25 protein-coding genes are annotated in these 24,808 nt (G+C 69.7%); 15 read left to right on the forward strand and 10 right to left on the reverse strand.

The genetic code is table 11. From position 1 onward, the window contains the following. Window positions 1-4 precede the first annotated feature (4 nt). A complete protein-coding gene (locus BJY20_RS16180; RefSeq protein ID WP_246297163.1) occupies window positions 5-709 on the forward strand; it encodes a regulatory protein RecX in 705 nt (234 codons plus the stop codon). On the opposite strand, the gene BJY20_RS13840 is transcribed toward BJY20_RS16180, so the two are convergent. Further along, on the reverse strand, window positions 666-1,955 hold the full coding sequence (locus BJY20_RS13840; RefSeq protein ID WP_185992066.1) for a sigma-70 family RNA polymerase sigma factor: 1,290 nt from the start codon (window positions 1,953-1,955) through the stop codon (window positions 666-668). The two genes, BJY20_RS16180 and BJY20_RS13840, sit on opposite strands and share 44 nt — an antisense overlap. Further along, on the reverse strand, window positions 1,952-2,398 hold the full coding sequence (locus BJY20_RS13845) for a YciI family protein (RefSeq protein ID WP_185992067.1): 447 nt from the start codon (window positions 2,396-2,398) through the stop codon (window positions 1,952-1,954). Before BJY20_RS13845 ends, BJY20_RS13840 begins: the two co-directional genes overlap by 4 nt. 275 nt (window positions 2,399-2,673) lie before the next feature. Between BJY20_RS13845 and BJY20_RS13850 the strand changes: the two genes are divergently transcribed. Genes BJY20_RS13850 through BJY20_RS13860 form a run of 3 tightly spaced genes read left to right on the forward strand, consistent with a single transcriptional unit; the run spans window position 2,674 to window position 5,932 of the window. Beyond that, entirely contained in the window at window positions 2,674-4,167 is a 1,494-nt protein-coding gene (locus BJY20_RS13850) for a circularly permuted type 2 ATP-grasp protein (RefSeq protein ID WP_185992626.1), read from the forward strand. Further along, entirely contained in the window at window positions 4,164-5,087 is a 924-nt protein-coding gene (locus tag BJY20_RS13855; RefSeq protein ID WP_425484155.1) for an alpha-E domain-containing protein, read from the forward strand. Before BJY20_RS13850 ends, BJY20_RS13855 begins: the two co-directional genes overlap by 4 nt. Then, window positions 5,084-5,932 carry a transglutaminase family protein gene (locus tag BJY20_RS13860; protein WP_185992068.1) on the forward strand — a complete coding sequence of 283 codons (849 nt, stop codon included), beginning with the start codon at window positions 5,084-5,086 and terminating at the stop codon, window positions 5,930-5,932. Before BJY20_RS13855 ends, BJY20_RS13860 begins: the two co-directional genes overlap by 4 nt. 16 nt (window positions 5,933-5,948) lie before the next feature. Here BJY20_RS13860 and BJY20_RS13865 read toward each other — a convergent pair whose 3' ends face one another. The 4 genes from BJY20_RS13865 to BJY20_RS13880 form a co-directional block, all read right to left on the reverse strand. Then, the gene (locus BJY20_RS13865; protein ID WP_221935335.1) at window positions 5,949-6,788 is read right to left on the reverse strand and encodes an amino acid ABC transporter permease; all 840 of its coding nucleotides are present in this window, start codon (window positions 6,786-6,788) and stop codon (window positions 5,949-5,951) included. After that, window positions 6,785-7,438 carry an amino acid ABC transporter permease gene (locus BJY20_RS13870; RefSeq protein WP_343062910.1) on the reverse strand — a complete coding sequence of 218 codons (654 nt, stop codon included), beginning with the start codon at window positions 7,436-7,438 and terminating at the stop codon, window positions 6,785-6,787. Before BJY20_RS13870 ends, BJY20_RS13865 begins: the two co-directional genes overlap by 4 nt. Before the next feature lie 109 nt (window positions 7,439-7,547). Further along, window positions 7,548-8,426: a glutamate ABC transporter substrate-binding protein gene (locus BJY20_RS13875; RefSeq protein WP_185992069.1), complete on the reverse strand. Its 879-nt coding sequence runs from the start codon at window positions 8,424-8,426 to the stop codon at window positions 7,548-7,550. Window positions 8,427-8,496: 70 nt separating this feature from the next. Next, window positions 8,497-9,243, reverse strand: a complete 747-nt coding sequence (locus BJY20_RS13880; protein ID WP_185992630.1) for an amino acid ABC transporter ATP-binding protein — start codon at window positions 9,241-9,243, stop codon at window positions 8,497-8,499. 192 nt (window positions 9,244-9,435) lie between these two features. Here BJY20_RS13880 and miaB point away from each other — a divergent pair, with 192 nt between their 5' ends. Beyond that, window positions 9,436-10,974, forward strand: coding sequence for a tRNA (N6-isopentenyl adenosine(37)-C2)-methylthiotransferase MiaB (gene miaB, locus BJY20_RS13885; RefSeq protein ID WP_185992070.1), 1,539 nt, complete (start codon window positions 9,436-9,438; stop codon window positions 10,972-10,974). A gap of 116 nt (window positions 10,975-11,090) precedes the next feature. On the opposite strand, the gene BJY20_RS13890 is transcribed toward miaB, so the two are convergent. Then, window positions 11,091-11,291 (reverse strand): Rv0909 family putative TA system antitoxin, encoded by a 201-nt coding sequence (locus BJY20_RS13890; protein ID WP_185992071.1) that lies wholly within the window; start codon window positions 11,289-11,291, stop codon window positions 11,091-11,093. Window positions 11,292-11,478: 187 nt separating this feature from the next. Between BJY20_RS13890 and BJY20_RS13895 the strand changes: the two genes are divergently transcribed. From BJY20_RS13895 to BJY20_RS13915, 5 genes are all read left to right on the forward strand, one after another. Further along, window positions 11,479-12,027, forward strand: a complete 549-nt coding sequence (locus BJY20_RS13895) for a YceI family protein (RefSeq protein ID WP_185992072.1) — start codon at window positions 11,479-11,481, stop codon at window positions 12,025-12,027. Window positions 12,028-12,113: 86 nt separating this feature from the next. Next, window positions 12,114-12,710, forward strand: coding sequence for a peptide deformylase (gene def, locus BJY20_RS13900; RefSeq protein ID WP_185992073.1), 597 nt, complete (start codon window positions 12,114-12,116; stop codon window positions 12,708-12,710). After that, window positions 12,707-13,621: a tRNA (adenosine(37)-N6)-dimethylallyltransferase MiaA gene (miaA, locus tag BJY20_RS13905; RefSeq protein ID WP_425484156.1), complete on the forward strand. Its 915-nt coding sequence runs from the start codon at window positions 12,707-12,709 to the stop codon at window positions 13,619-13,621. Before def ends, miaA begins: the two co-directional genes overlap by 4 nt. 5 nt (window positions 13,622-13,626) lie before the next feature. Beyond that, the gene (gene dapF / locus BJY20_RS13910) at window positions 13,627-14,496 is read left to right on the forward strand and encodes a diaminopimelate epimerase (protein WP_185992074.1); all 870 of its coding nucleotides are present in this window, start codon (window positions 13,627-13,629) and stop codon (window positions 14,494-14,496) included. 1 nt (window position 14,497) lies between these two features. Continuing rightward, complete coding sequence (locus BJY20_RS13915; RefSeq protein WP_185992075.1) at window positions 14,498-15,385, forward strand: hypothetical protein; 888 nt, start codon at window positions 14,498-14,500, stop codon at window positions 15,383-15,385. Here BJY20_RS13915 and BJY20_RS13920 read toward each other — a convergent pair. Next, on the reverse strand, window positions 15,363-15,983 hold the full coding sequence (locus tag BJY20_RS13920) for a methyltransferase (protein ID WP_185992076.1): 621 nt from the start codon (window positions 15,981-15,983) through the stop codon (window positions 15,363-15,365). The two genes, BJY20_RS13915 and BJY20_RS13920, sit on opposite strands and share 23 nt — an antisense overlap. Window positions 15,984-16,164: 181 nt before the next feature. Here BJY20_RS13920 and BJY20_RS13925 point away from each other — a divergent pair, with 181 nt between their 5' ends. Then, window positions 16,165-17,628, forward strand: a complete 1,464-nt coding sequence (locus BJY20_RS13925) for an HNH endonuclease signature motif containing protein (RefSeq protein WP_185992077.1) — start codon at window positions 16,165-16,167, stop codon at window positions 17,626-17,628. A gap of 85 nt (window positions 17,629-17,713) precedes the next feature. Here the strand turns inward: BJY20_RS13925 and glpK are convergent, their stop codons facing one another. Then, a complete protein-coding gene (glpK, locus tag BJY20_RS13930) occupies window positions 17,714-19,246 on the reverse strand; it encodes a glycerol kinase GlpK (RefSeq protein WP_185992078.1) in 1,533 nt (510 codons plus the stop codon). Between the two features lie 102 nt (window positions 19,247-19,348). Here glpK and BJY20_RS13935 point away from each other — a divergent pair, with 102 nt between their 5' ends. The 3 genes from BJY20_RS13935 (at window position 19,349) to hflX (ending at window position 23,218) form a co-directional block, all read left to right on the forward strand. Beyond that, window positions 19,349-21,055 (forward strand): glycerol-3-phosphate dehydrogenase/oxidase, encoded by a 1,707-nt coding sequence (locus tag BJY20_RS13935; protein ID WP_185992079.1) that lies wholly within the window; start codon window positions 19,349-19,351, stop codon window positions 21,053-21,055. Next, window positions 21,052-21,624: a pyridoxamine 5'-phosphate oxidase family protein gene (locus BJY20_RS13940; protein ID WP_185992080.1), complete on the forward strand. Its 573-nt coding sequence runs from the start codon at window positions 21,052-21,054 to the stop codon at window positions 21,622-21,624. Before BJY20_RS13935 ends, BJY20_RS13940 begins: the two co-directional genes overlap by 4 nt. 109 nt (window positions 21,625-21,733) lie before the next feature. Then, a complete protein-coding gene (gene hflX, locus BJY20_RS13945) occupies window positions 21,734-23,218 on the forward strand; it encodes a GTPase HflX (RefSeq protein ID WP_246297720.1) in 1,485 nt (494 codons plus the stop codon). Window positions 23,219-23,220: 2 nt separating this feature from the next. Here hflX and BJY20_RS13950 read toward each other — a convergent pair whose 3' ends face one another. After that, window positions 23,221-23,817 carry a LysE/ArgO family amino acid transporter gene (locus tag BJY20_RS13950; RefSeq protein WP_425484158.1) on the reverse strand — a complete coding sequence of 199 codons (597 nt, stop codon included), beginning with the start codon at window positions 23,815-23,817 and terminating at the stop codon, window positions 23,221-23,223. Between the two features lie 69 nt (window positions 23,818-23,886). Between BJY20_RS13950 and BJY20_RS13955 the strand changes: the two genes are divergently transcribed. Then, entirely contained in the window at window positions 23,887-24,798 is a 912-nt protein-coding gene (locus BJY20_RS13955; RefSeq protein ID WP_185992082.1) for a LysR family transcriptional regulator ArgP, read from the forward strand. Window positions 24,799-24,808: the final 10 nt, after the last annotated feature.

Raw genomic sequence — 24,808 nt, forward strand, 5'->3', positions numbered from 1 at the left:
GGTCATGAGCGATCACGACGCCACGGAGACCGCCACGCGCACGCTTGAGCAGCGTCGTCCTGAGGTGCGAGGAGCGCCAGCGACGAGCCTCGAAGGGCTGCGCGAGGCGGTCTCCGCCATTGAGAGTGGAGGCGCCGACGAGGGCGCGGCCCCTGAGGTGCGAATCGGCTCTGCCGGTGAGCCTCGAAGGATCCCCCCACCCGACCCCAAGGCAACCGACGAGGACGCCGACCCGTACGCAATCGCTCGTGCCGTCGTCCTGCGGTTGCTCACCGGGGCGCCGAAGTCGCGCTCCGAGCTGGAGCAGGCACTGCGCCGAAAGGGCTGCCCCGACGACGTCGCTGCCGAGGTACTCGACCGCTACGAGGAGGTGGGCCTCGTCGACGACGAGGCCTACGCCCAGACGTTCGTGCGGTCCAAGCAGGCCGGTCGGGGGCTGGCCCGACGGGCGCTCTCGCACGAGCTGCGCAAGAAGGGGGTCGACGAGGAGCTCGCACAGGCGGTCCTCGACGAGATCGAGCCCGAGGACGAGCGTGCCCGCGCCCACGAGCTCGTCGAGAAGAAGCTGCGCTCGATGCACGGCCTGGACCGCGCCGTCCAGACACGACGCCTGGCCGGGATGCTCGCCCGCAAGGGATACGGGCCCGAGGTCTCCCGACTGGTCATCAACGAGGCTCTCGACGCCCAGCCGGAGCACCAGCGCGACTGACGGCGGCGACCTTCGACTCGAGCAGCTCGCGTTGACGGTCGTTCGTGGCGAGTGACACCGCCTGCTTCAGGGCGTGCCGGGCCTCCTCGGTGTGGCCGAGTCGGGTGAGCAGCTCGCCCCGGACACTGGGCACGAGGTGCGAGCGGTCCAGTGCACCGGACGCAGCCACCTCGTCGACGATGGCCAGTGCTTCCTCGGGACCCGAGGCCATCGCGACGGCGATCGCGCGGTTGAGGGCCACGACCGGATTGCGCCCGAGGGACTCCAGGGCCTGGTAGAGGCTGACGATCTGGTCCCAGTCGGTGTCCGCGACGCTCGCGGCGACGGCATGGCAGCCGGCGATGGCCGCTTGCAGGGCGTAGGGCCCTCGGCCGCGGCCGAGGGCATCGGACCGCTCGAGCGCCGCAGTGCCCAAGCGGATCTGGTTGCGGTCCCACCTGGTGCGGTCCTGGTCCTCGAGCAGGATCGGGGCCCCGTCCCGGGACACCCGTGCAGGGAACCTCGCGGCCTGCAGCTCCATCAGTGCGACCAGGCCCCACACCTCCGGATCGGCGGGGAGCAGCCCCGCGAGCACCCGCCCCAGACGGAGTGCCTCGCCCGCCACGTCCCGGCGCAGGGTGGCGGTCCCGCTCGTCGGGGCGTAGCCCTCGGTGAAGACGAGGTAGATCACCTGCAGGACCGCGCCCATCCGGGCCTGCCACTCGGCGGAGTCGGGCACCTCGAACGGTACCTTCGCCGCCGCGAGGGTCTTCTTGGCGCGCACGATCCGCTGCTGCACGGTCGGGACCGGCACGAGGAACATCCGCGCGATCTCCGTGGTGGACAGCCCGGCGACGACGGTGAGGGTGAGTGCGATCTGCGCCTCGCGCGAAAGCACCGGGTGACAGGCGGTGAAGACGAGACGGAGCACGTCGTCGTCGATCGGCTCCCATTCGTCGGCGACGGTGCTCTCCTGCTGGTCCTGCTCGAGCTCGCGGGCGAGGGTGCGTTCCCGCTCGGCCAGGCGACCCCGCCGGCGCCACCCGTCGATGGCGCGACGTTTGCCGACCGCGGTCAGCCACGCACCCGGGCTGGTCGGGACGCCATCACGTTCCCACTGGCTGAGCGCCTGCGCCAGGGCTTCCTGCGCCAGGTCCTCGGCCTGACCGAGGTCGCCGGTGAATGCGGCGAGGGAGCCGACCACCCGGGCCGACTCCCTTCGCCACACCGCCTCCAGACGGGAAGCGACCTCCGCCGACGAGGTCACTCAGTCGGCCCACCGGCGGTCCGCGCGGCCTGCTCCTGCCGCCAGCCCTCCTCCTTGCGGAGGAACTCGTTGTCGGCAAAGTCCGCGAAGTCGCTCTCGTCGGTGACCCGACGGACCTCCAACTTGTTGCCGGGGCCGAGGGGGCACTGCCGGGCCCACTCGGCCGCCTCCGCCTTCGACGAGACCTGCAGCATCCAGAACCCGTTGAACAGCTCGTGGACCTCGCCGTAGGGGCCGTCGGTGACCACAGGGGGGTCGGCGTCGAAGTCGACGACGAAACTGTTCTCCGGGTCATCGGCCAGCCCGTCGCCGGCCAGCAGGACGCCGGCCTTCACCATCTTCTCGTTGTACGCACCCATGGCGTTGATGACCGTCTCCATGTCGAGGTCGGCCATGGCGTCGACTGCCGCCTGGGTGGCCCGCATGATGAGCATGAACTTCATGACACTCTCCTGTGTTCTGCGCTTGTTCGGGGGCGCCGGGTGCGCCCTCCTGCACCTTCGTCGAACGGCGAGCTGTGGGATCGACACGATGAGGACATCGATCTGTGTCGCTGTCGATTCTTCCACCGGAGCGCGACTCGTGCGCGGTGCGCAGACCGGTCCGGGTCCGTGGCCGTCTCCGCGGCCAAGGCGGGGCCCGGCGCCGTTAGTGTGGGCTCGTGACTGATCTCGACTCTCTCTTCGGCAACTATGCCCCCCGAGCGGCCTGGGACGAGATGCTCGATGAGTCGGGCGAGCCACGGGCACCGTACAAGCCCATCCACCACACGCTGCGCTCGATGGAACCGGGTGAGCTGAAGGAGCGGGCGGACGCGCTCGCCCGGATGTTCTTCGAGCAGGGCGTCACCTTCGACCACGCCGGCGAGGAGCGGCCCTTCCCGCTCGACGCCGTGCCGCGCGTCATCGACGCCGACGCCTGGCAGACGGTGGAGCTCGGAGTGGCCCAGCGGGTGAAGGTTCTCGAGGCATTCCTCGACGACATCTACTCGCGCCCCCAGGGCCTGCCCCGGGCCGTCGAGGACGGCATCATCCCGTGGAAGCTCATCGCCACCTCGGCGCACTACCACCGCGCGGTCGCCGGCCTGCGGCCGCCGAACGGTGTACGGGCCCACGTCAGCGGCATCGACCTCATCCGGGACGAAGAGGGCACCTTCCGGGTGCTGGAGGACAACGTCCGGGTCCCTTCCGGGGTCTCCTACGTCATCGCCAACCGCAGGGCGATGACCAATGTCTTCCCCGAGGCCTTCGCGACGATGCGCATCCGCCCGGTGCACGACTACCCGCGGATGCTCCTGCAGGCGCTGCGGGCCTCGGCGCCCGAGGGGACGGCCGAGCCGACGGTCGTCGTCCTCACCCCCGGCGTCTACAACAGCGCCTACTTCGAGCACACGCTCCTCGCGCGGATGATGGGCGTGGAGCTCGTCGAGGGCCGCGACCTCGTCGTGCGTGGGGGAGAGGTGCGGATGCGCACCACCCACGGCGAGGAGCGGGTCGACGTGATCTACCGACGCATCGACGACGACTTCCTCGACCCGGTGCACTTCCGCCGCGACTCGATGCTCGGGGTCACCGGGCTGGTCTCCGCGATCCGAGCCGGCCGGGTCACCCTGGCCAATGCCATCGGCAACGGCGTGGCCGACGACAAGCTCGTCTACTCCTACGTCCCGGCCCTGACGCGGTACTACCTCGAGGAGGACCCGATCCTGGCGAACGTCGACACCTACCGGCTCAACGAGCCGGAGGCACTCCAGGACGTGATCGGGCGTCTCGACGAGATGGTGGTCAAGCCGGTCGACGGTTCCGGCGGTAAAGGGCTGGTCGTCGGTCCCGATGCCGCCCCCGGCGAGCTGGACGAGCTACGGACCAAGTTGCTCGACGACCCGCGCGGGTGGATCGCCCAACCGGTCGTCCAGCTCTCGACGGTCCCGACCCTGATCGACGGGGCGCTGCAGCCGCGGCACGTCGACCTGCGGCCCTTCGCGGTCAACGACGGCGACGAGGTCTCGGTGCTGCCCGGTGGCCTGACCCGCGTCGCACTCCCCGAGGGGCAGCTCGTCGTCAACTCCAGCCAGGGTGGCGGGTCGAAGGACACCTGGGTGCTCGCCGGTCGCTACAACCGCCTGTCGCAGGAGTCCGACGAGGGCGAGGTCATCTTCCTCGGCTCTGGTGCGCCCAACGAGAGTCCATCGACCCAGGAGGACCGGTCATGATGCTCAGCCGGATCGCCGACGCCCTCTTCTGGATCGGCCGGTACGTCGAGCGCGCGGATGGCACCGCCCGGATCGTCGACACGCTGCGCCTGCAGCTGCTCGATGATCCCGCGACGGATGAGCAGACGGCCTGCACGATGGTGCTGCGCGGGATCATGGGCTACGACGACGTCGGCGAGGTCGACTACACCGGCACCAGCCGGATGCTCGTCTTCGACGCGGCCAACCCCAACGCGATCTCCGGCTCGTGGCACTCGGCCCGGGAGAACGCCCGCCGGGCCCGCGAGACGGTGTCCACCGAGATGTGGGAGACGATCAACACGACCTACCACCGATGGAACGTCTTCACGCCGGGTCGGGCGACCCAGCACCACCTCGGCTGGGTGCGTGAGCGCGCTGCGCTCGTGTCAGGTCTCGCCGACACGACGATGAGCCACGACGACGCATGGGACTTCCTCGTCCTCGGACGGGCACTGGAGCGCGCGGACATGACCGCGCGGCTGGTCGCCACGGGTGCCAGCGACTTCGGTCCCGCCTGGGGGTCCGTGCTGGCCAGCTGCGGTGCTCAGCAGGCCATGCTGCGCACCATGCGGGGCGTGGTCACCGACCGGACTGCCGCGGCCTTCCTCACGCTCGACCGGCGCTTCCCGCGCTCGGTGATCGCGGCGTTGAAGGAGGCGGAGGACCGGCTGATCGTGCTCTCCCCGGACAAGGACCGGGTCGGATTCTCCGACGAGGCCCGTCGCATCCTCGGGCACATCCGCACCTCGCTCGAGTTCAGCAACCCGGAGGTGGTCCTGCGCGACCTGCCGGAGCGGATGCAGGAGGTCCAGGAGGCCGTCATGGCGGCATCGGACGCGGTCGGCGCGCGCTACTTCATGTCGGCGCCGGTCCAGGAGTGGACGGGAGAGATCGTATGAGCAGCAGGCGCTACCGCATCGTCCACCACACGACGATGCGCTACGAGGGCGAGGTGTCGACCTCGCACAACGAGCTGCGGATGACCCCGGTCGACGAGCCGGGTCAGGCGACCCTCGAGGCCCGGGTCCGCGTGCGGCCCCTGACGTGGAGCAACGTCTACGAGGACCACTGGGGCACCCAAGTGATGTCGATGGAGGCACAGACCCCGCACGACGTGCTCGAGATCGAGGCCATCAGCCTCGTCGAGCGCTCCGAGGTGGCGGTGGAGGCGCCGGACACCGGCTGGGAAGTGGTGCGATCCGCGGAAACCCAGGACCGACTGAGCGAGTTCCTCGCGCAGACCCCGCGCACGGCACCTCCGGCGGAGGTGGCCGAGCTCGCGGCGCAGGCCGCCGACGAGCCCACCCCGCGGGGAGCGGCTATCGCCCTGGCCGACCGGGTGCACGAGGCCCTCACCTACGAGCCGGGCATCACCGGCTGGCAGTCGACGGCCGCCGAGGTGTGGGGGCAGCGCCGTGGCGTCTGCCAGGACTTCGCCCACATCACCCTCGGCGGGCTGCGCTCCATCGGCATCCCGGCTCGGTACGTCAGCGGCTACGTCACGGACGAGTCCGGGGAGATCGAGCGGGGGAGCAGTGTCGTGGCCCGCAACCACGCCTGGGTCGAGGTGTGGGACGGCGACTGGTACCCGATCGACCCGACCAACCCGGGCCCGGTCGGCCTCGACCACGTCGTCATCGGCCGTGGCCGGGACTACGACGACGTCTCGCCCTTCCGGGGCATGTTCGTCGGGTCACCGCTGGCGGAGCTCGATCTCGAGATCACCTACACGCGCGTGGGCTGAAACGCCCGACAGGTGGCTAGCCGCCACCTCCCCCGGCGTCGACGAGGTGGAGCGCCTTGGTGCCCTGTTGACGCATCCGGCTCTCGAGGTACACGGCGAGCTTCGAGAGGCTGTAGTTGATGATGATGAAGACGGCTGCCAGCACGATGCCCACCGCGAACGGGTTGTTGTACACCCTGGCGAGGTAGATCCGTTCCCCGACGTCGACGATGCCGGGCGCGCCGATGGCGAAGCCGAGGGTCGTGTCCTTCAGTGCGACGACGCACTGGCTGATGATGGCCGGCAGCATCGACCGCACGGCCTGGGGGGCGAGGATCTGCACCATGACCTGGGACTTCGTCATCCCGATGGCGTACGCGGCCTCGCTCTGCCCCGTGGGGACGGCCTGGATCCCGGCGCGGAAGATCTCCGCCAGCACCGACCCGTTGTAGAGCGTGAGGGCGAGGACGAGGGACCAAAAAAGTCCGAGCGTGCTGCCGAAGCCGAAGTACGCGACAAAGATCATCAGCAGCACCGGCACGGCCCGGAAGAACTCGACGATCGCCCGGGACGGCAGACGGATCCACGCCCGGTCGGACAGGCGCCCTGCAGCGAAGACGGCCCCGAACGTGACCGCGAACAGGATGGCGACGACTGCCGCGGCGAGGGTGCCCAGGATCAGTTCCTCGAGCAGCGCCATGAGGATCCGAGGCTCGCCGAAGGCCTCCCACTGGTCGGGGGTGATCATCTCCTTGGTCCACAGCTGTCGCAGCGCCGCGGCGAGGAGGGCAGCGATGACCAGCACCGCGATCACGGTGTAGATCCGCTGCCGTGCCAGTGTCCGTGGGCCCGGCGTGTCGAAGAGGACGGTGCTCATGCGGCCACCCCCACGCGACGCTCGAACCAGCTCGCGATGGTGGACAGCACCGCCACGATGAGGATGTAGCCCAGGGCGATGCCGAAGAAGTTGAGCCACAGGGACCCGGGGAAGTCCCTGATCAGGTTGCTCAGCTGGTAGGTCGCCTCGGTGATGCCGAAGACGGCTGCCACGGAGGTGTTCTTCGTCAGGGCGATGTAGACGCTCACGAGTGGGGGGATGATCGCCCGGAAGGCCTGGGGTAGGACCACGAAGCGCAGTGAGGCACCGAAGCCCATGCCGATGGACCGGGCGGCCTCGGCCTGCCCCGGGTCGACCGTGTTCACTCCCGAACGCACGCACTCGCACACGAAGGCCGCCGTGTACGTCGACAGTGCGATGACCGCGCGCCAGAAGAAGTCCGGGAGGAAACCGATCCCGGGCAGACCGACGACCACGATGAGGAAGAGCACCACGAGCGGCGTGTTGCGGAAGATGTTGACGTAGCTCGTCCCAACGAAGCGCAACGGCGCGAGGGGGGAGACGCGCATCGCGCCGAGCACCGTGCCGAGGACGGTGGAGAAGAGCAGCGACCAGCCGAGCAGGCGGAGAGTCACCAAGAAGCCATCAGCGAGTCTGGCGATCAGCTCGGAGAAGTAATCAGGACCCACGGACGTCCTCTCGTGGCCTCGGGATGGGATGGGGCGAGGTCTCTGTGCGGCTAGCCGGGACCGACGGGTGGTGTGTCCGTCGGCCCCGGGAGCCGGATGCGTCGACCGGTCAGGCCTTGCAGCCCTCGTCCAGCTTCGGCGGCTCCGGCGTGTCCACACCCGACTTGCCGAGGGTGGACTCGAATGCCTTGGCCCACGACCCGTCTTCGAAGGACTCCTGGATGGTGTCGTGGAGGAAAGTGCACATGTCGTTGTCACCCTTCGAGAAGCCCACGCCGTAGCGCTCCTCGCTGAAGGTGTCGCCGACGACCTCCAGCTCGTCCGGCGCCTCGGCGGCATAGCCGAGCAGGATCGAACCATCGGTGGTGACCACGTCGACCGACCCGTTCTCCAGCTGGGTCACGCAGGCGGAGTAGGTGTCGAAGGGTACCGGCTCCGCACCGTACTCCTCGGTAACGGTCTTGATGGACGTCGAGCCGGTCACGGAGCACGTCTTGACGCCCTCGAGGTCGTCGGGACCGGTGATCTTGTCCTTGTCCTCCTCGCGCACGAGCAGCTGCTGCCCGGTCACGTAGTAGGGACCGGCCTGGCCGACGACGCCGCGGCGATCGTCGGTGATCGAGTAGGACGCGACGACGATGTCGACGGTGCCGTTCTCCAGGAAGGGCTCGCGGTTGTCGGAGACCGTCTCCTTCCAGGTGACGTCCTCCGGCGCGATGCCGAGCTTGCCGGCGACGATCTTGGCCATCTCGATGTCGAAGCCCTCGGGGATATCGGCGCCCGGCGGCATGAAACCGATCCCGGGCTGGTCGAACTTCACGCCGATGGTGATGTTCCCGGAGTCGGCGAGCTCGGCCATGGTCGTGCCCGAGTCGAACTCCGGGCTGTCTGCCACGTCGACGTCACCGCCGCTGTCTCCACCGCAGGCGGCCAACGTCAGCGCCAGGGCGGCCATCGTGGCGAAGGCCTTGGTCTTCTTCAGTGCCATGGGTTGTCCTCTTTCCCTACGGGCTCGACGTTCGAGCTGTGTGGCGTTGTGGTGGTGGGTGGGGTGAGTACTAGAGGATCTTGCCGAGGAAGTCCTGGGCGCGATCCGACTGGGGGTTGGTGAAGAACTCGTTCGGCGTGTTCTCCTCGACGATGCGCCCGTCGGCCATGAAGATGACCCGGTCACCGGCCGTGCGAGCGAAGCCCATCTCGTGGGTGACGACGACCATGGTCATGCCCTGCTCGGCGAGGTCGACCATGACGTCGAGGACCTCCTTGATCATCTCCGGGTCCAGCGCCGAGGTCGGCTCGTCGAAGAGCATCACCTTCGGGTCCATGGCCAGGGCCCGCGCGATGGCGACGCGTTGCTGCTGGCCACCGGAGAGCTGGGCCGGGTACTTCTCGGCCTGCTCGGCGATGCCGACGCGGGTGAGCAGCTCCTTGGCCCGCCTCTCGGCATCCGCCTTGCTCTTGCCCAGGACCTTGATCGGTCCGAGGGTGACGTTCTGCAGGATCGTCTTGTGGGCGAAGAGGTTGAAGCCCTGGAAGACCATCCCGACCTCGGCGCGCAGCTGCGCCAGGGCCTTGCCCTCCTGGGGCAGCTTCTCACCATCGAGGGCGATCGTGCCCGCCTCGATCGGCTCGAGGCGGTTGATCGTGCGGCACAGGGTGGACTTGCCCGACCCCGAGGGGCCGATGACGACGACGACCTCGCCGCGTTTGATCGTCAGGTCGATGTCCTGCAGGACGTGGAGGTCCCCGAACCATTTCTGCACGTCGTCGAGCACCACGAGCGGCTGGCCTCGGGCAGCGGTCATGCTGTCGGGAGAGGTGACGGTCATGCGGTCAACCTAACGTGGCGCAGGTCATGCGTGGGGACCTGCCGGGCCTTCGTGATGAATCCTTTTCATTCGGCGTCGTCCGGGCGAAGCGTCGTCCTGAGGCGTGAGGGAGGAACCTCGAAGGAGGGGTGTGGTCGCCCCCTTCGCCCGACGTACCCTTGATCTGCCATGACTGCGACGCCCAAGACCTACGACGTGCGCACCCACGGGTGCCAGATGAACGTCCACGACTCCGAACGCCTCGCCGGCCTCCTCGAGACCGCCGGGTACACCGACATCGCCAGCCTGCCCAGCGACGAGCGCGGCGAGGTCGCCGATGTCGTCGTCTTCAACACCTGCGCGGTGCGGGAGAACGCCGACAACAAGCTCTACGGCAACCTCGGCATGCTCCGCCCGCTGAAGCAGCGCAACCCCGACCTGCAGATCGCCGTCGGTGGCTGCATGGCGCAGAAGGACCGCGCGACGATCGTCGAGAAGGCCCCGTGGGTCGACGTCGTCTTCGGCACGCACAACATCGGCTCGTTGCCCGCGCTGCTCGACCGCGCCCGCCACAACGAGGAGGCACAGGTCGAGATCCTCGAGTCCCTGGAGACCTTCCCCTCGACGCTGCCGACGCGCCGCGACTCCGCCTACTCGGGCTGGACGTCGATCTCCGTGGGCTGCAACAACACGTGCACGTTCTGCATCGTCCCGGCCCTGCGCGGCAAGGAGAAGGACCGCCGTCCCGGAGAGATCCTCGCCGAGCTCGAGGCGCTGGTCGCCCAGGGCGTCGTCGAGGTGACCCTGCTGGGGCAGAACGTCAACAGCTACGGCGTGGAGTTCGGCGACAAGTACGCCTTCGGCAAGTTGCTGCGCTCCTGCGGCGAGATCGAGGGGCTGGAGCGGGTGCGCTTCACCAGCCCGCACCCGGCCGCCTTCACCGACGACGTCATCGACGCGATGGCGCAGACGCCCAACGTCATGCCGAGCCTGCACATGCCGTTGCAGTCGGGCTCGGACCGGGTGCTGAAGGCGATGCGTCGCAGCTACCGCTCGAAGAAGTTCCTCGGGATCCTCGACCGGGTGCGCGAGCAGATCCCGGACGCGGCGATCACCACCGACATCATCGTCGGCTTCCCGGGGGAGACGGAGGAGGACTTCCAGGAGACGTTGCGCGTGGTGCGCGAGTCGCGATTCTCCTCCGCCTTCACCTTCCAGTACTCCATCCGTCCCGGCACGCCGGCGGCGACGATGGCAGACCAGGTGCCCAAGGAGGTCGTCCAGGAGCGCTACGAGCGCCTGATCCAGGTGCAGGAGGAGATCTCCTGGGCCGGCAACCGGGCACAGGAGGGACGCGACCTCGAGGTGCTCGTCGCCACGGGGGAGGGGCGCAAGGACTCCGAGACCGCCCGCCTGAGTGGTCGATCCCGGGACAACCGGCTCGTGCACTTCGCGCTGCCGGAGGGGCTGCCCGAGGCCGAGCGCCCCCGTCCGGGCGACATGGTCACCGTCGGCGTCACCTACGGCGCACCGCACCACCTCGTCGCCGACTCCGCGCTGGAGGGTGGCGCCTTCTCGGTGCGCCGGACGAGGGGCGGCGATGCCTGGGCGGCATTGCAGGACCAGGGAGGCGAGGGCGCCGTCGCCAAGCCGAACGTCTCCCTGGGGATGCCGCGCATCGGCGCTCCCGAACCGGTTGAGGCGTCGGAGCCTGCCTGCGGCGCGTAGCCGCTCATCCCACCCGAGCACGACGAAGGGGGCGGATCACCCATGTGGTGATCCGCCCCCACTTCGAGGCTCCTTCGTCGCAGCTCAGTGCGACGCTTCGAGCGTTGCGGGAGGGCTCAGTTGTCGCCGTCCCCGCCGTCGTCGCCGCCACCGACCTTGTCGTCAGCGAAGTCGCGAGCCTTGTCGACCTTGTCCCCGTCGACGCCCTTGCCTTCGGCGAACTCACCGGCCTTGTCGAGGCCCTGGTCGCTCAGCTCCTCGCCCTTCTCGCTGTTCAGCGCGTCGCCGGCCTTGCCTGCGAGGTCATCGAAACCCATTGTCGACTCCTTACTCGTCGGGATACCTGTTGTGGGGCTGAATCCACTCAAACACGATGTGCACGGTCGGCTCAACCGAAACGGGTGACGCGTCGACGAACGAATGTAGTTGACAATTCAATTAAGGTTCAACTAGTGTCGTGCTCACAACGCCACGCGCACCCGATTCCCCACAAGGAGCACCCCCATGACAGACCTGAACACCTTCGCCGCCGGCACCTACGTCCTCGACCCGAGCCACACCGAGATCGGCTTCGTCGCCCGCCACGCGATGGTCACCAAGGTCCGCGGCTACTTCCGCGACCTCGAGGGCACCATCACCATCGGCGATGACCTCGCCTCGTCCAGCGCCACCGCGACGATGAAGACCGCCTCCGTCGACACCGGCAGTGCCGACCGTGACGCCCACCTGAAGTCCGCCGACTTCTTCGATGTCGACACTCACCCGGAGATCACTTTCGTATCGACCGGAGTCTCCAACGTCTCGGGCAGGTCCTTCGACCTCACCGGCGACCTGACGATCATGGGCACCACCAAGCCGGTCACCCTCGCGGTCGAGTACGACGGCACCGCGCAGGACCCCTTCGGCAACGTCCGCGCCGGGTTCACCGCCACCACGACGGTCGAGCGCGAGGACTGGGACCTCAGCTGGAACGCCGCCCTGGAGACCGGCGGCGTCCTCGTCTCGAGGAAGGTCACCCTCAATCTCGAGGTCTCGGCCATCAAGCAGGCCTGAGACTCGGTACCCCGCGAAGCCGGGGCCGGCACCGCTGAGCCGGCCCCGGCTTCGTCACGTCCGGGCGGTGCGGGAAGATACCGCTCATGACCATCCACCCGATCACCATCTGTGGTGAGCCGGTCCTGCACACCCGAGCGGAGCCGGTCGCCGAGTACGACGACTCGTTACGCACCCTCATCCAGGACATGTACGCCACCCAGGAGGCCGCCCACGGTGTCGGCCTGGCCGCCCCCCAGATCGGGGTCGGCCTACGCATCTTCACGTGGAACATGGACAACGAGGACGGTGTGCCCACCCTCGGCCACCTCATCAACCCGTACGTCAAGCCCACCAAGCCGGCCGTGGGGGAGCCCGACCGCGACCATGAGTCGGAGGGGTGCTTGTCCGTGCCCGGGTACTCCTTCCCCCTTCGCCGGGGCGAGCGGGCAGAGGTCACCGGTTACGACATGGACGGCAACGAGATCGCCTTCAGTGCGACCGGGTGGTTCGCGCGGTGCATGCAGCACGAGTACGACCACCTCAACGGCTTCCTCTACATCGACCGGCTGAACGAGAAGTGGAAGAAGAAGGCCAAGAAGGTCGTGCGGGCGCAGGAGTGGGGTGTGCCCGGCCTGACCTGGCTGCCCGGCGAGGGACCGGACCCCTTCGGCCACGACGAGGAGTCCGACGAGAGCCTGTGATCCCGCAGGTCATCGCCGTCGTCGGCGCCACGGCCACCGGCAAGTCCGACCTGGCGCTCGACCTCGCCGAGACGCTCGGGGGTGAGGTCGTCAATGCCGATGCCATGCAGCTCTACCGCGGCATGGACATCGGTACCAACAAGCTGCCTCCCCAGGAGCGTCGCGGCATCCCGCACCACGTGCTCGACGTGCTCGAGGTCACCGACGAGGCGACCCTGGCCGACTACCAGGAGCGCGCCGAGGCGGCCATCGTCGACATCCGAGGGCGTGGGCTCGTGCCGGTGCTCGCCGGAGGGTCGGGCCTGTACGCAAGAGCCGCGCTGGACCACCTCCAGATCCCGCCGACCGATCCCGCCGTGCGGGCGCGGCTCGAGTCCGAGGCGCAGGACGAAGGGGGTCCGGAGGCCCTCCGCGCCCGGCTGCAGGGGGTGGACCCGGCTGCCGCAGAGGCTATCCAGGCCAACAACCTCCGTCGGATCATCCGGGCGCTGGAGGTCGTGGAGATCACCGGCCGCCCGTTCTCGGCGACGGCACCGACGAAGCGGTACCGGCGCCCTTCGCTCGTGATCGGGCTGCGCGACGACTGGGACGCGCTGACCACGCGGATCGAGCGTCGTGCCCGGGCGATGTGGGACGACGGGCTGCTCGACGAGGTGGCCACGCTCGATGCAGTTGGGCTGCGCGACGGGCGGACCGCCTCACGGGCCATCGGCTACTCGCAGGCCCTGGCCGATCTCGACGGTCGGATCACCCGCGAGCAGGCGATCGCGCAGACCGCGCAGGCGACGCGACGGTACGCCCGGCGGCAGGAGTCGTGGTGGCGCCCCGACCACCGGGTGGAGTGGCTGGACGCCGCGGACGCCGGACTGCGAGCCGCAGCGCTGGAGCTCGCCCGACGTCCGACACAATGAGCCCCATGACGCTGCGTTTCACCAAGGGCCACGGGACCGAGAACGACTTCGTCCTCATCCCCGACCTCGAGGCCGAGCTGGACCTGACCCCCGAGCAGGTCGTCCTGCTCGCCAACCGGCACGCCGGCATCGGTGGCGACGGGGTGATCCGGATCGTGCCGACCGCTGCCGCCGACGAGGAGTCGGTGCGTGCGATGGCCGGGGAGGCCGAGTGGTTCATGGACTACCGCAACGCCGACGGGTCGCCGGCGCAGATGTGCGGCAACGGCACGCGGGTCTTCGCGGTCTGGTTGCGGCGGGAGGGGCTCGTCGGGGACGAGTTCGCGATCGCGACGAGGGCGGGGCTGAAGCGGATCCGGTTCGAAGGGGACCACGTCGTCACCCACATGGGCACGTGGCGCTTCGTCGACGAGGCGACCGCCCACGCCGACGGGTTCGATGCGCTCGTCCACGTCGAGGAGGCCGAGGAGGTCACCGAGCCGTACTCGGCGCTCTCCCTCGACCTGGGCAACCCGCACACCGTCGTGGCCCTGCCGGAGACGGTCTCGCTCAACGGTCTTCGGCTGCGCACGCCGCCCGTGGTCAACCCGACCCCGCCGGAGGGGAGCAACGTCGAGTTCGTCCGCGTGCTCGGACCGGGCCACATCTCGATGCGCGTTCACGAGCGCGGCGTGGGGGAGACCCGCTCCTGCGGGACCGGTGTGTGCGCCGCCGCGATCGGCCTGGCGTTCTGGTCCGGTGACGTCGACGCGGCCGGGCAGGTGAAGGTCGAGGTGCCCGGTGGCACGCTGCAGGTGCGGTTGCTGCCCGGGCGCGAGGTGGCGCTCTCCGGCCCCGCGGCCCTCGTGGCCGACGGGACGACGACGCTGGTGTGACGTGCAGCTGCTGACTGACATCACGTCCGGCGACTGGCTGCTGGCCCGAGTCGGTGACTGGGCGCGGGTCGGTGGAGTCGCGGGCACCGGCTTCGAGGCCTACGCGCGACTCCTGCACCCCGTACCCGCAAGGCTGGAGGATCTCAGCGTCACGGACGAGTGGGGGATGCACCCGGTGCTGGAGGAGACCCGCTGGCAATGGTCGCAGGTGGCCGAGCGGGTCGGAGCGACCATGCACCCGCTCGTGCAGTGGAACCGGTTGGCGGACATCCATCAGGGCGTGGACTTCGATGATGGTTGGCGGGTCGGCCAGACGCAGGAGGGGTACTTCGATCTCGACCTGCTTGGTGCGCTGACGGAGCACCTGGCCGCAGCGACCAGGTCACCCGGCGACCTCGTGGCCGGGATCTGGACCGGTTGGGGCGAGCTGAGCGGTCACGGGTGGTCCGTGTACGTCGAGGAAGGCCGTGGCCTGCGGGGCTGGCTCGCCCGGCGGGTGTGGCGCAATGAGATGGATGCCAGCCACCGGTGGTCGGTGGCGCCGGAGGTCCGCGCAGCGGCTGCTCGGGGCCCGTGGCTGGAGTGGCCGGAGCGGGAGATGCTCCCCTTCGCCACGTCGACGGCCGAACTGGCCGACCCGACGTGGGCGGAGCACGCGGGGATCGGGGTGCAGCCGGGCCTGTCCGGCATCAGCCCGCAACTGCTCTGGCCGACCGACCGGGCGTGGGTCGTGGCGAGCGAGATCGACTGGGACAGCACGGTCGTGGCGGGGCCCCGCTCACTGGTCGACGTGGTGCTCGCGGACGAACGGTTCGAGGCCTTCGAGGTCCGCGAGGACGACGACCTGACCTACGAGGGCGACACGATCAACCCGCCCCGGGGCGACTGACCCGCAGCACGCGGAATCCCTTGCTCGTCGTCACCCGCTGCGTCGGAAGGCCCAGTTCGTCCGTGACCCAGCGGCCATAGCCGTCCGCGCCGAGGTTCTTGCCGATGACGAGGTGCGCGTCGGCCCCCTTCGCCAAGCGGGGGAGCCAGATGCGCAGCAGCTCGTGGACGGCCGGCTTGCCGATGCGGATCGGGGGGTTGGACCAGATGGCGGCGAAGGGGAGGTCCGCCGGCACGCCCTCGGGGCGCACTGCTCGCACGTTGGTCAGGCCGAGGGAGGCGGCGTTGCGGCGGGTGAGGTCGAGGGCGCGCTCGGTGACGTCGACCGCCCACACCGTGGCGTCGGGGGAGCGCATGGCCAGGGTGAGGGCGACCGGGCCCCAGCCGCAGCCGAGGTCGAGCAGGTCCCCGGACGAAGGGGGCGGTGGCACCTCGTCGAGGAGGATCGCCGTCGCCTTGTCCAGACCGCCGGGGGAGAAGACCTTGCCGGCCGTCTCCACGGTCACGTCCTGCCCCGCGAGGTGGGTGTGCAGCGTGCGGCGCTCGGTGTCGCTCGCTGCGGGGCTGTCCGTGAAGTAGTGGTCGGTCGGCTCTGTCACGGGGACACCTTAGGGCGAGTTGTCGGTGCTGCGCGCCACACTGCCGGAGAAGGTGGGATGTGGGGCCGGCGCCGCTGGGCAACTGTCACCGATGTCCTGACACATCACAGGTTCTTCCCGCAAACCCTTGACGTATTCGAACATATGTTCGATAATGAAAGAGTAGCCACAGGAGGCGTCGATGATCGAGCAGACGGCAGAGGGAGCACCCGAGATCGAGGATGCTGCCATGCTGCCGGACCAGCTCGATGACGTCCTTAGGGCGCTGAGCGCGGCAGCGGTCGACGGCTTGTCCGAGGCCGACCTCCTGCGCGTCATCACCGCGCTCGAGTCGACGAAGGGAGCGGCTGCCGCTCTGCAGGCGCGCGCCACCTCGCGCTTCGTCGAGGACCGGGACTCACGGGCTGCTGAGGCGGTCGTGCGGGAGGAGATCGCCAGGCGGGACGCCTCGTGTCGCCGCAGCGCCACTCGCGCGGAGGTCGCGCTGGCCCGTCGTTGCTCGCCGTGGCAGGCGGACCGGCACGTGGGGGCAGCCAAGGCGCTCGTCCACGAGCTGACGTGCACGATGTCCGCGTTGACCGCCGGTGAGATCAGCGAGTCACGAGCCGTGATCGTCGTGCGCGAGACGGCCTGCCTCTCGCATGCGGACCGCATCGAGGCAGACCGGCGTCTCGCGGGGGACCTCTCGACGTTGGGTGACCGGGCGCTCACAGCCGCTGCGCAGCGGGTCGCCATCGACCTCGACCAGGAGGCGATCGTGGAGCGGCGTCGTCGTGCCGCCGGCTCCCGTCATGTCGGTGTGCGGCCTGCGCCGGATGGCATGGCCCGTCTGAGCATCCTTGGGCCGCTCCCCGAGGTCGTGGGTGCCTACGCAGCACTCACAGCAGCCGAGCAGGCTCGCTTCGTCGCGACGGGGGACCCCGAGGTCGACGCGGCTCGAGCCGCTGATGAGCGCGGGCGGGGTGCGTGGATGGTAGACACCGCGCTGGAGCTGCTGTCCGGCCGCGACGAGGGGCAGGTGCAGCCCGTCGAGGTCGGGCTCGTCATGCGCGAGGACGCGATCGTCCCGCGGGCAGAGGCACGCACTGGTCGGGCGGCTGCCGCCGACGACCTGGACGACGAGGTCGAAATTCCCGGCTGGGGTGCCGTGCCCGGTGACATGGCCAGGGAGCATCTGCTTCGCCTGTGCGACACGGGGACCGAGGTGTGGCTGCGCCGGTTGTGGACGGCTCCCGGTGATCGTGACCTGGTCGCGATGGACTCCAGCCGCCGACTCTTCAGCGGGGTGCTGCGGCAGCTGATCGGGTTGCGTGACGCGACCTGCCGGGTGCCCTGGTGCGATGCGCCGGCACGACAGGTCGATCACGTCACCCCGCACGCCCGCGGGGGAGGGACCTCAGCAGCCAACGCTATGGGCGCCTGCCAACGACACAACCTCGTGAAGGAGGAACCCGGATGGCGGACGGAGGTCGTCTCGACCGGTCTGGACCCGGGCGGCGGGGGGCCGCACACGGTTCGACTGACCACGCCGACAGGTTCCGAGTTCACCTCCGAGGCTGCACCCCTGCTCGGCCATGGCCGAGCGCCACTGGGCGATGACCGGTCCCGACTGGAGATCTACTACGAGGGGTTGCGCGCAGCGTGATCCACCACACCTCTTCGCCGACTCATCACTCGAGGCCTACGACCCCGAGGCGGCCGCGCTGCTCATCGACTCCGTCTGACGCTGCTCAGACCACGTCCTCGTCGACCCAGTCGAGGGTCTTGGTGATCGCCTTGGACCAGTTGCGCAGCAGCCGCTCCACCTCAGCGGAATCCATCTGCGGGCTCCAGCGTGCGTCCTCGGACCAGTTCGCCGTGATCTCGTCGGTCGACTCCCAGTACCCGACGGCCAGGCCGGCCGCGTAGGCAGCACCCAAGGCCGTCGTCTCGGCGATCGTCGGCCGCACGACGTCCACGCCGAGGATGTCCGCCTGGAACTGCATCAACGTCTCGTTGGCGACCATGCCGCCGTCGACCTTCAACTCGCTCAACCGGCCACCGGCCCGCTCGGCGTCACCCTGCATCGCGTCGAGGACGTCCCGCGTCTGGTACGCCGTGGACTCCAGCGCCGCCCGGGCGATGTGCCCCTTGTTCGCAAACCGTGTCAGGCCCAGGATCGCGCCACGCGCGTCCGGGCGCCAGTGCGGCGCGAACAGGCCGGAGAACGCCGGCACGAAGTACACCCCGCCGTTGTCCTCCACGCTCGTGGCCAGCTCCTCGACCTGCGGTGATGAGCTGATCAGGCCCAGGTTGTCGCGCAGCCACTGCACGAGAGACCCGGTCACCGCGATCGACCCCTCGAGGGCGTACACCGCGTCGGCGTCTCCGAGCTTGTAGCAGAGCGTCGTCAGCAGTCCGTTCTCGCTCGTGACGATCTCGGTGCCCGTGTTGAGCAGCATGAAGTTGCCCGTGCCGTACGTGTTCTTCGCCGTCCCCGGAGTCAGGCACGCCTGCCCGAAGGTCGCCGCGTGCTGGTCACCAAGGATCCCGGCGACGGGCGTGCCGTTGAGCACACCCGGCTGGCACTGCCCGTACACCTCGGAGGAGGAGCGGATCTGCGGCAACAGTTGCATCGGCACCCCGATCGCCGCGCACGTCGACTCGTCCCACTCGAGTGTGCGCAGGTCCATCAGCATCGTCCGGGACGCGTTGGTCACGTCGGTGACGTGCACCCCGTCGTTGTCCGCGCCACCGGTGAGGTTCCACAGCACCCAGGTGTCCATCGTCCCGGCGAGCAGCTCGCCGGCCTCGGCGCGCTCGCGGGCTCCCTCGACGCGGTCGAGGATCCAGGCGATCTTCGGCCCCGCGAAGTACGTCGCGAGCGGCAGCCCGCACACGTCCTTGAAGCGCTCGGTCCCCCCGTCCTGCGCCAACGAGTCCACGAGCGCCTGTGTCCGGGTGTCCTGCCAGACGACGGCATTGTGGATCGGCTGCCCGGTGGCCTTCTCCCACACCACGGTCGTCTCGCGCTGGTTGGTGATACCTACGGACTCGATGTGACCGGAGTTGAGATTGCCCTTGCCCAGAGCCCCGCCGATGACCCGTCGCGTGTTGTCCCAGATCTCCAGGGCATCGTGCTCGACCCACCCGGCCCGCGGGAAGATCTGCTCGTGCTCCATCTGGTCGGTCGCGACGACGCTTCCCTCCCGGTCGAAGACGATGGCGCGGGTGCTCGTCGTCCCCTGGTCGATGGCCAGCACGTACGTCGTGGAGCTGCTCATGTCAGCATCTTCTCAGGTCTGCATCGCGAGCCGGGCGAATCGGCACGTACCGTTGGCGGGCAAGGGGAGTCACTCCCTTCGCCCACATCCTCCGGAGGAACCATGCCCGTCGCCACCCCCTTGGACGCCGACCAGCGCGCAGCGGCCTGGCGTCGGATCGCGCAGGAGGACCTCGACGTCCTGGTGGTCGGTGGCGGCGTCACCGGCGCCGGGGTCGCCCTCGACGCGGCCACCCGGGGCCTGAAGGTGGCGCTGGTGGAGCAGCGCGACTTCGCCTCCGGGACCTCCTCGCGTTCGAGCAAGCTCTTCCACGGCGGGGTGCGTTACCTCGAGCAGCTGAACTTCTCTCTCGTGCGTGAGGCACTGCAGGAGCGCGAGCTGATGCTCACCCGGATCGCGCCCCACCTGGTCAAGCCGGTCTCCTTCCTCTACCCGCTCTCGCACCCGGTCTGGGAGCGTCCCTACGTCACCGCCGGGCTGACCCTCTACGACACGATGGGCGGCGCCCGGTCGGTCCCGCGCACCAAGCAGCTGACGAAGGGGGGAGTGCGCCGCATCGCGCCCGGCCTGAAACCCTCCGCGCACCACGGCGGGCTGATGTACCACGACGCGCAGTGCGACGACGCCCGCCACACGTTGACCGTGGTCCGCACGGCAGCGGCCTACGGCGCGACCGTCCTGAACTCCGCGAAGGTCACCGGCCTGCTCCACGCGGGCGAGCGGGTGGTCGGCGCGAAGGTCCTCGACGTGGAGACCGGGGACGAGGCCGAGGTCCGCGCGTCCGTCGTCATCAACTGCACCGGCGTGTGGACCGACGACATCCAGACGATGGCCGGCGGTCGTGGCCGCTTCCACGTCCGGGCGAGCAAGGGGGTGCACCTCGTCGTCGCCCGTGACCGGATCAACTCCGAGACCGGGCTGATCCTGCGCACCGAGTCCTCCGTCCTCTTCTGCATCCCGTGGAACACCCACTGGATCATCGGTACCACCGACACCGACTGGAATCTCTCCAGGGCCCACCCCTCCGCGACCGCCGCGGACATCGACTACCTGCTCGACCAGATCAACGGCGTCCTGCTCACGCCGCTGACCCGCGAGGACATCCAGGGCGTCTACGCCGGGCTGCGGCCGCTGCTCGCGGGGGAGAGCGAGGAGACCTCGCAGCTGAGCCGCGAGCACGCCGTGGCCCGTCCACAGCCGGGGCTGATCTCCATCGCCGGCGGCAAGTACACGACCTACAGGGTGATGGCCGCCGATGCCGTCGACGCCGCCCGTGAGGACCTGTCCGCCGGCGTCCCCGACAGCGTCACCGAGCACATCCCGTTGGTGGGCGCCGAGGGCTACCAGGCGCTGGTCAACCAGCTCGACACCCTCAGCCGTCGCCATGACCTGCCGCCGTGGCGCATCACCCACCTGCTCGACCGGTACGGGTCGCTGGCCGTCGACCTCTTCTCGCTCATTGACCAGGACCGCTCCCTCGCCACGCCCCTGCCCGGCGCCGAGGAGTACCTCACGGTCGAGGTCGTCCACGCCGCCCGCAACGAAGCCACGATCCACCTCCACGACCTGCTCACCCGCCGCACCCGCATCTCCATCGAGACGACGGACCGGGGTGTGGAGGCCGCACAGTCGGCCGGTCGGATTCTGGCCCGCGAGCTCGGCTGGGACGACGATCGCACCCGCTCCGAGATCGACCACTACCTGCGACGCGTGCAGGCCGAGATCGACAGCCAGCAGATGACCGAGGACGAGCGGGCGGACGCGGAGCGCACCGAGGCGACGGACATCCGGACCCTGGCGAAGGGGTGAGCCCGGCTCGATCCGCCCGCGACCGGCTGGCGTCGATCCGGTCCCTGACGGGAACGCCGCCGGCGTTGGATACCGCGACCTTGCCGGCGGACCCGGTGGAGCTCTTCCTCACCTGGCTCGACGAAGCCGTGACCGCGGGTGCGCCGGAGCCGCGTGCGATGACGCTGTCCACGGTGGACGGCGACGGGTTGCCCGATTCTCGGGTGCTCATCCTCAAGGACGTCTCGGAGCAAGGGTGGACCTTCGCCAGCACGGCCTCCAGCCGCAAGGGCCTGCAGCTCGCCGACTCACCAGCGGCCGCGCTCGGCTTCTGGTGGCAGCCGGTCATGCGTGCAGTCCGCGTCCGGGGTGAGGTGGTCGAGGCCCCACGCGAGGAAGCCGAGGCGGACCTGGCCGCGCGCGGTCCGGACGCCCGCGCAGCCGTCGCGCCGGGGGATTGGCGACTGTGGCACCTGCGGCCAGCCCGTGTCGAGCACTGGCAGGGGTCGCCCGACCGTCGTCACACCCGAGTCGTCGACGTCCGCGGCGGCCAGGGCTGGGTGCGCGAGGTCACAGTCGGCTCGGAGTAACCTCGGCGCGCTCCGCGGGAGTAATCAGTGGCCCTCAGGCGTTCCATGGTGAGACCCTGAGGAGAACATGACAGAACCACTGAACAGCGACCAGAGCCCTGATGAGGGTATGAGCCACGTCGAGCCGGATCTCGACCCGACGATCGATCGGGTCCTCTCCCGACGCGCCGACGCGCTCGCCGACCCCACCCATGACGCCGATGGCTTCGTCGACGGCGGCTTCGACGGCGACCAGCTCGACCGCGAGGAGCGGACCGCCCTTCGCCGGGTGGCCGGCCTCTCGACCGAACTCGAGGACATCACCGAGGTCGAGTACCGCCAGCTGCGTCTGGAACGGGTCGTCCTGGCCGCCGTGTGGACCGACGGGAGCGTCGAGGTCGCGGAGAACTCGCTGCGCGAGCTCGCCGCCCTCGCCGAGACCGCCGGCTCCGAGGTGCTCGACGGCGTCCTGCAGCACCGGCAGAACCCCGACCCGAGCACCTACCTCGGCTCGGGCAAGGCCGCCGAGCTGCGCGAGATCGTCCTCGCGGAGGGCGCCGACACGGTCATCTGCGACACCGAGCTCGCCCCGAGCCAGCGCCGGGCCCTCGAGGACGTCGTCAAGGTCAAGGTCATCGATCGGACGGCGCTGATCCTCGACATCTTCGCCCAGCACGCCAAGTCCCGGGAGGGCAAGGCGCAGGTCGAGCTCGCCCAGCTGCAGTACCTGCTGCCGCGCCTGCGTGGCTGGGGTGAGTCGATGTCCCGGCAGGCCGGCGGCCAGGCCGCCGGCGGACTCGGCATGGGTTCGCGCGGACCCGGTGAGACCAAGATCGAGCTCGACCGCCGTCGGATCAACTCCCGCATCGCCAAGCTCAAGCGCGACCTCGCGGGGATGAAGACCCACCGCGACACCCGCCGCTCCCGGCGGATCAGCAAGGCGGTACCCGCGGTGGCCATCGCCGGCTACACCAATGCCGGCAAGTCGACGCTGCTCAACCGGCTCACGCACGCCGGTGTGCTCGTCGACAACCAGCTCTTCGCCACCCTGGACACCACCGTGCGCCGCGCCGAGACCGTCGACGGGCGCGAGTACACGCTCACTGACACCGTCGGCTTCGTGCGTGCGCTGCCGCACCAGCTCGTCGAGGCCTTCCGCTCCACGCTCGAGGAGGTGGCCGACGCCGACCTGCTGCTGCACGTCGTCGACGGCTCCCACCCCGACCCGGAGGGGCAGATCTCTGCGGTCCGCGGCGTCCTGGCGGATGTCGACGCCACGGACGTCAAGGAGGTCATCGTCGTCAACAAGGCCGACCTGGCCGATCCGGAGGTCGTCGACCGGATCCTGCGTCACGAGAAGTACTCGATCGCCGTGTCGGCGCGCACCGGTGAGGGCGTGCCCGCGCTGCTCGACCTCATCGCCGAGGAGCTGCCCAAGCCGGACATCGACGTCGAGGTGCTCCTGCCATACTCCCGCGGTGACCTCGTCAGCCGACTCCACGACGAGGCGGAGCTCATCACCGAGGAGCACATCGCGCAGGGCACCCGGGTCCGCGCGAAGGTGATGCCCGACCTCGCCGCCGAGCTCGCCCCCTTCGCCACCACCACCGCCTGACCTCAGGCGGTCGTCAGCCGCACCGCCAGGGCGATCATCATCACCCCGATGACCCCGTCGACCACTCGCCACGTGCGGGGATGGCCGAGTGGGCCGGCCAGGGCGCGCGCACCGAGGCCGAGGCCGGTGAACCACACGATGCTGCCCACCACCGCACCGCCGGCGAAGGCCCAGCGCTGGTCGCCGAAGCCGTTGGCGATCGACCCCAGCATGAGCACCGTGTCGAGGTAGACGTGCGGGTTGAGGAAGGTCAGCGCGAGCGTTGTCAGCACGACCGACCCTCGCGAGGCCGGGGCGGCGCCGACGGAGAGGCGCCCGGGGGCGGCCGCCCGGCGCAGCGCGAGCAGGCCGTAGCCGACGAGGTAGGCGGCGCCGAGCCAGGTCACCCCCTGCACGAGGCCGGGGTGGGACGAGACCACGACACCGACCCCCGCCGTCCCGAGCAGGATGAGCGTCGCGTCGGCCGCGATGCAGATGAGCACGACCTGCGCCACGTGCTCCCGACGTAGGCCCTGCCGCATGACGAAGGCGTTCTGCGCGCCGATGGCGACGATGAGGGCGAGGCCGGTGAGCATCCCGGCGAGGGCAGTGGTCGGCACCCCTTCACGCTAGGCGGTTCGCTGTGTGAAGCACAGCGAATGATCTTGCATGATCATTAGTATTGCTTCATGCAGATCGATCAGCTGCGCGCCCTCCTGGCCGTTGTCGACCACGGCACCTTCGACGCCGCGGCCCGTGCCCTCCACGTCACTCCGTCCGCGGTGAGCCAGCGCATCAAGGCACTGGAGCGCGACACTGGGCGGGTTCTCGTCGAGCGCGCGACGCCCTGCCGCGCCACGACCGCGGGTGAGGCGTTGATGCGAGCTGCCCGTCAGATGGTCGTCCTCGAGGAGGACGCCCGCGCGGCGATGGGCGAAGGGGGTGGCGCCGCCGTCGACCTTCCGGTCGCAGTCAACGCGGACTCCCTCGCGACGTGGTTCGAGCCGGTCCTGCGGGTCGCCGCGGCCTGGGACGACGTCCGGCTCCAGCTGGAGGTCGAGGACGAGGAGTACAGCGCCGACCACCTGCGCCGGGGGTCGGTCGTCGGGGCCATCACAGCCGACCCGACCCCGGTGGCCGGCTGCCGCACCGAGCCCCTCGGCGCGATGCGTTACCTGCCCGTCGCCTCGCCCCTGCTGGCGCAGCGGTTCATCCGGGGAAGAAGAGTCGACTGGGCCTCGATGCCGGTGCTGCGCTTCAACGCCAAGGACGAGCTGCAGCGGGGTGTCCTGCGCACCCTCGGCGTCACCACCGACCCGCCGTGCTCGCAGGTTCCTTCCTCCGAGGGTTTCGTGGCGGCAGTGCGCGCCGGGCTCGGCTGGGCGATGGTCCCGGAGGCACAACTGGCTGATGACCTCGAGACCGGTGCGCTCGTCCTGCTGCGCCGGCGCGCCCATCGGGACGTGCCCTTGTACTGGCAGGTGTGGACCCTCGCGACCCCGCGGATGACCCGCCTGGGGGAGACCGTCCACGACGCCGCCCGACGCCTGCGACCCGCCCGACGGGGGGCTGTTCCACCACCAGTGGTTGCGGCGGACTAGCGTTCTGTGC

This window comes from Janibacter cremeus (assembly GCF_013409205.1).
Taxonomy (GTDB): domain Bacteria; phylum Actinomycetota; class Actinomycetes; order Actinomycetales; family Dermatophilaceae; genus Janibacter; species Janibacter cremeus.

Bases quoted from the DNA above. Each gene is read 5' to 3' on its own strand.
- BJY20_RS16180 (WP_246297163.1), top strand. From the start codon at position 5: ATGAGCGATCACGACGCCACGGAGACCGCCACGCGCACGCTTGAGCAG.
- BJY20_RS13845 (WP_185992067.1), bottom strand. From the start codon at position 2,398: ATGAAGTTCATGCTCATCATGCGGGCCACCCAGGCGGCAGTCGACGCC.
- BJY20_RS13850 (WP_185992626.1), top strand. From the start codon at position 2,674: ATGCTCGATGAGTCGGGCGAGCCACGGGCACCGTACAAGCCCATCCAC.
- BJY20_RS13855 (WP_425484155.1), top strand. From the start codon at position 4,164: ATGATGCTCAGCCGGATCGCCGACGCCCTCTTCTGGATCGGCCGGTAC.
- BJY20_RS13860 (WP_185992068.1), top strand. From the start codon at position 5,084: ATGAGCAGCAGGCGCTACCGCATCGTCCACCACACGACGATGCGCTAC.
- BJY20_RS13865 (WP_221935335.1), bottom strand. From the start codon at position 6,788: ATGAGCACCGTCCTCTTCGACACGCCGGGCCCACGGACACTGGCACGG.
- BJY20_RS13875 (WP_185992069.1), bottom strand. From the start codon at position 8,426: ATGGCACTGAAGAAGACCAAGGCCTTCGCCACGATGGCCGCCCTGGCG.
- BJY20_RS13880 (WP_185992630.1), bottom strand. From the start codon at position 9,243: ATGACCGCTGCCCGAGGCCAGCCGCTCGTGGTGCTCGACGACGTGCAG.
- miaB (WP_185992070.1), top strand. From the start codon at position 9,436: ATGACTGCGACGCCCAAGACCTACGACGTGCGCACCCACGGGTGCCAG.
- BJY20_RS13890 (WP_185992071.1), bottom strand. From the start codon at position 11,291: ATGGGTTTCGATGACCTCGCAGGCAAGGCCGGCGACGCGCTGAACAGC.
- BJY20_RS13895 (WP_185992072.1), top strand. From the start codon at position 11,479: ATGACAGACCTGAACACCTTCGCCGCCGGCACCTACGTCCTCGACCCG.
- def (WP_185992073.1), top strand. From the start codon at position 12,114: ATGACCATCCACCCGATCACCATCTGTGGTGAGCCGGTCCTGCACACC.
- dapF (WP_185992074.1), top strand. From the start codon at position 13,627: ATGACGCTGCGTTTCACCAAGGGCCACGGGACCGAGAACGACTTCGTC.
- BJY20_RS13925 (WP_185992077.1), top strand. From the start codon at position 16,165: ATGATCGAGCAGACGGCAGAGGGAGCACCCGAGATCGAGGATGCTGCC.
- glpK (WP_185992078.1), bottom strand. From the start codon at position 19,246: ATGAGCAGCTCCACGACGTACGTGCTGGCCATCGACCAGGGGACGACG.
- BJY20_RS13935 (WP_185992079.1), top strand. From the start codon at position 19,349: ATGCCCGTCGCCACCCCCTTGGACGCCGACCAGCGCGCAGCGGCCTGG.
- hflX (WP_246297720.1), top strand. From the start codon at position 21,734: ATGAGCCACGTCGAGCCGGATCTCGACCCGACGATCGATCGGGTCCTC.
- BJY20_RS13955 (WP_185992082.1), top strand. From the start codon at position 23,887: ATGCAGATCGATCAGCTGCGCGCCCTCCTGGCCGTTGTCGACCACGGC.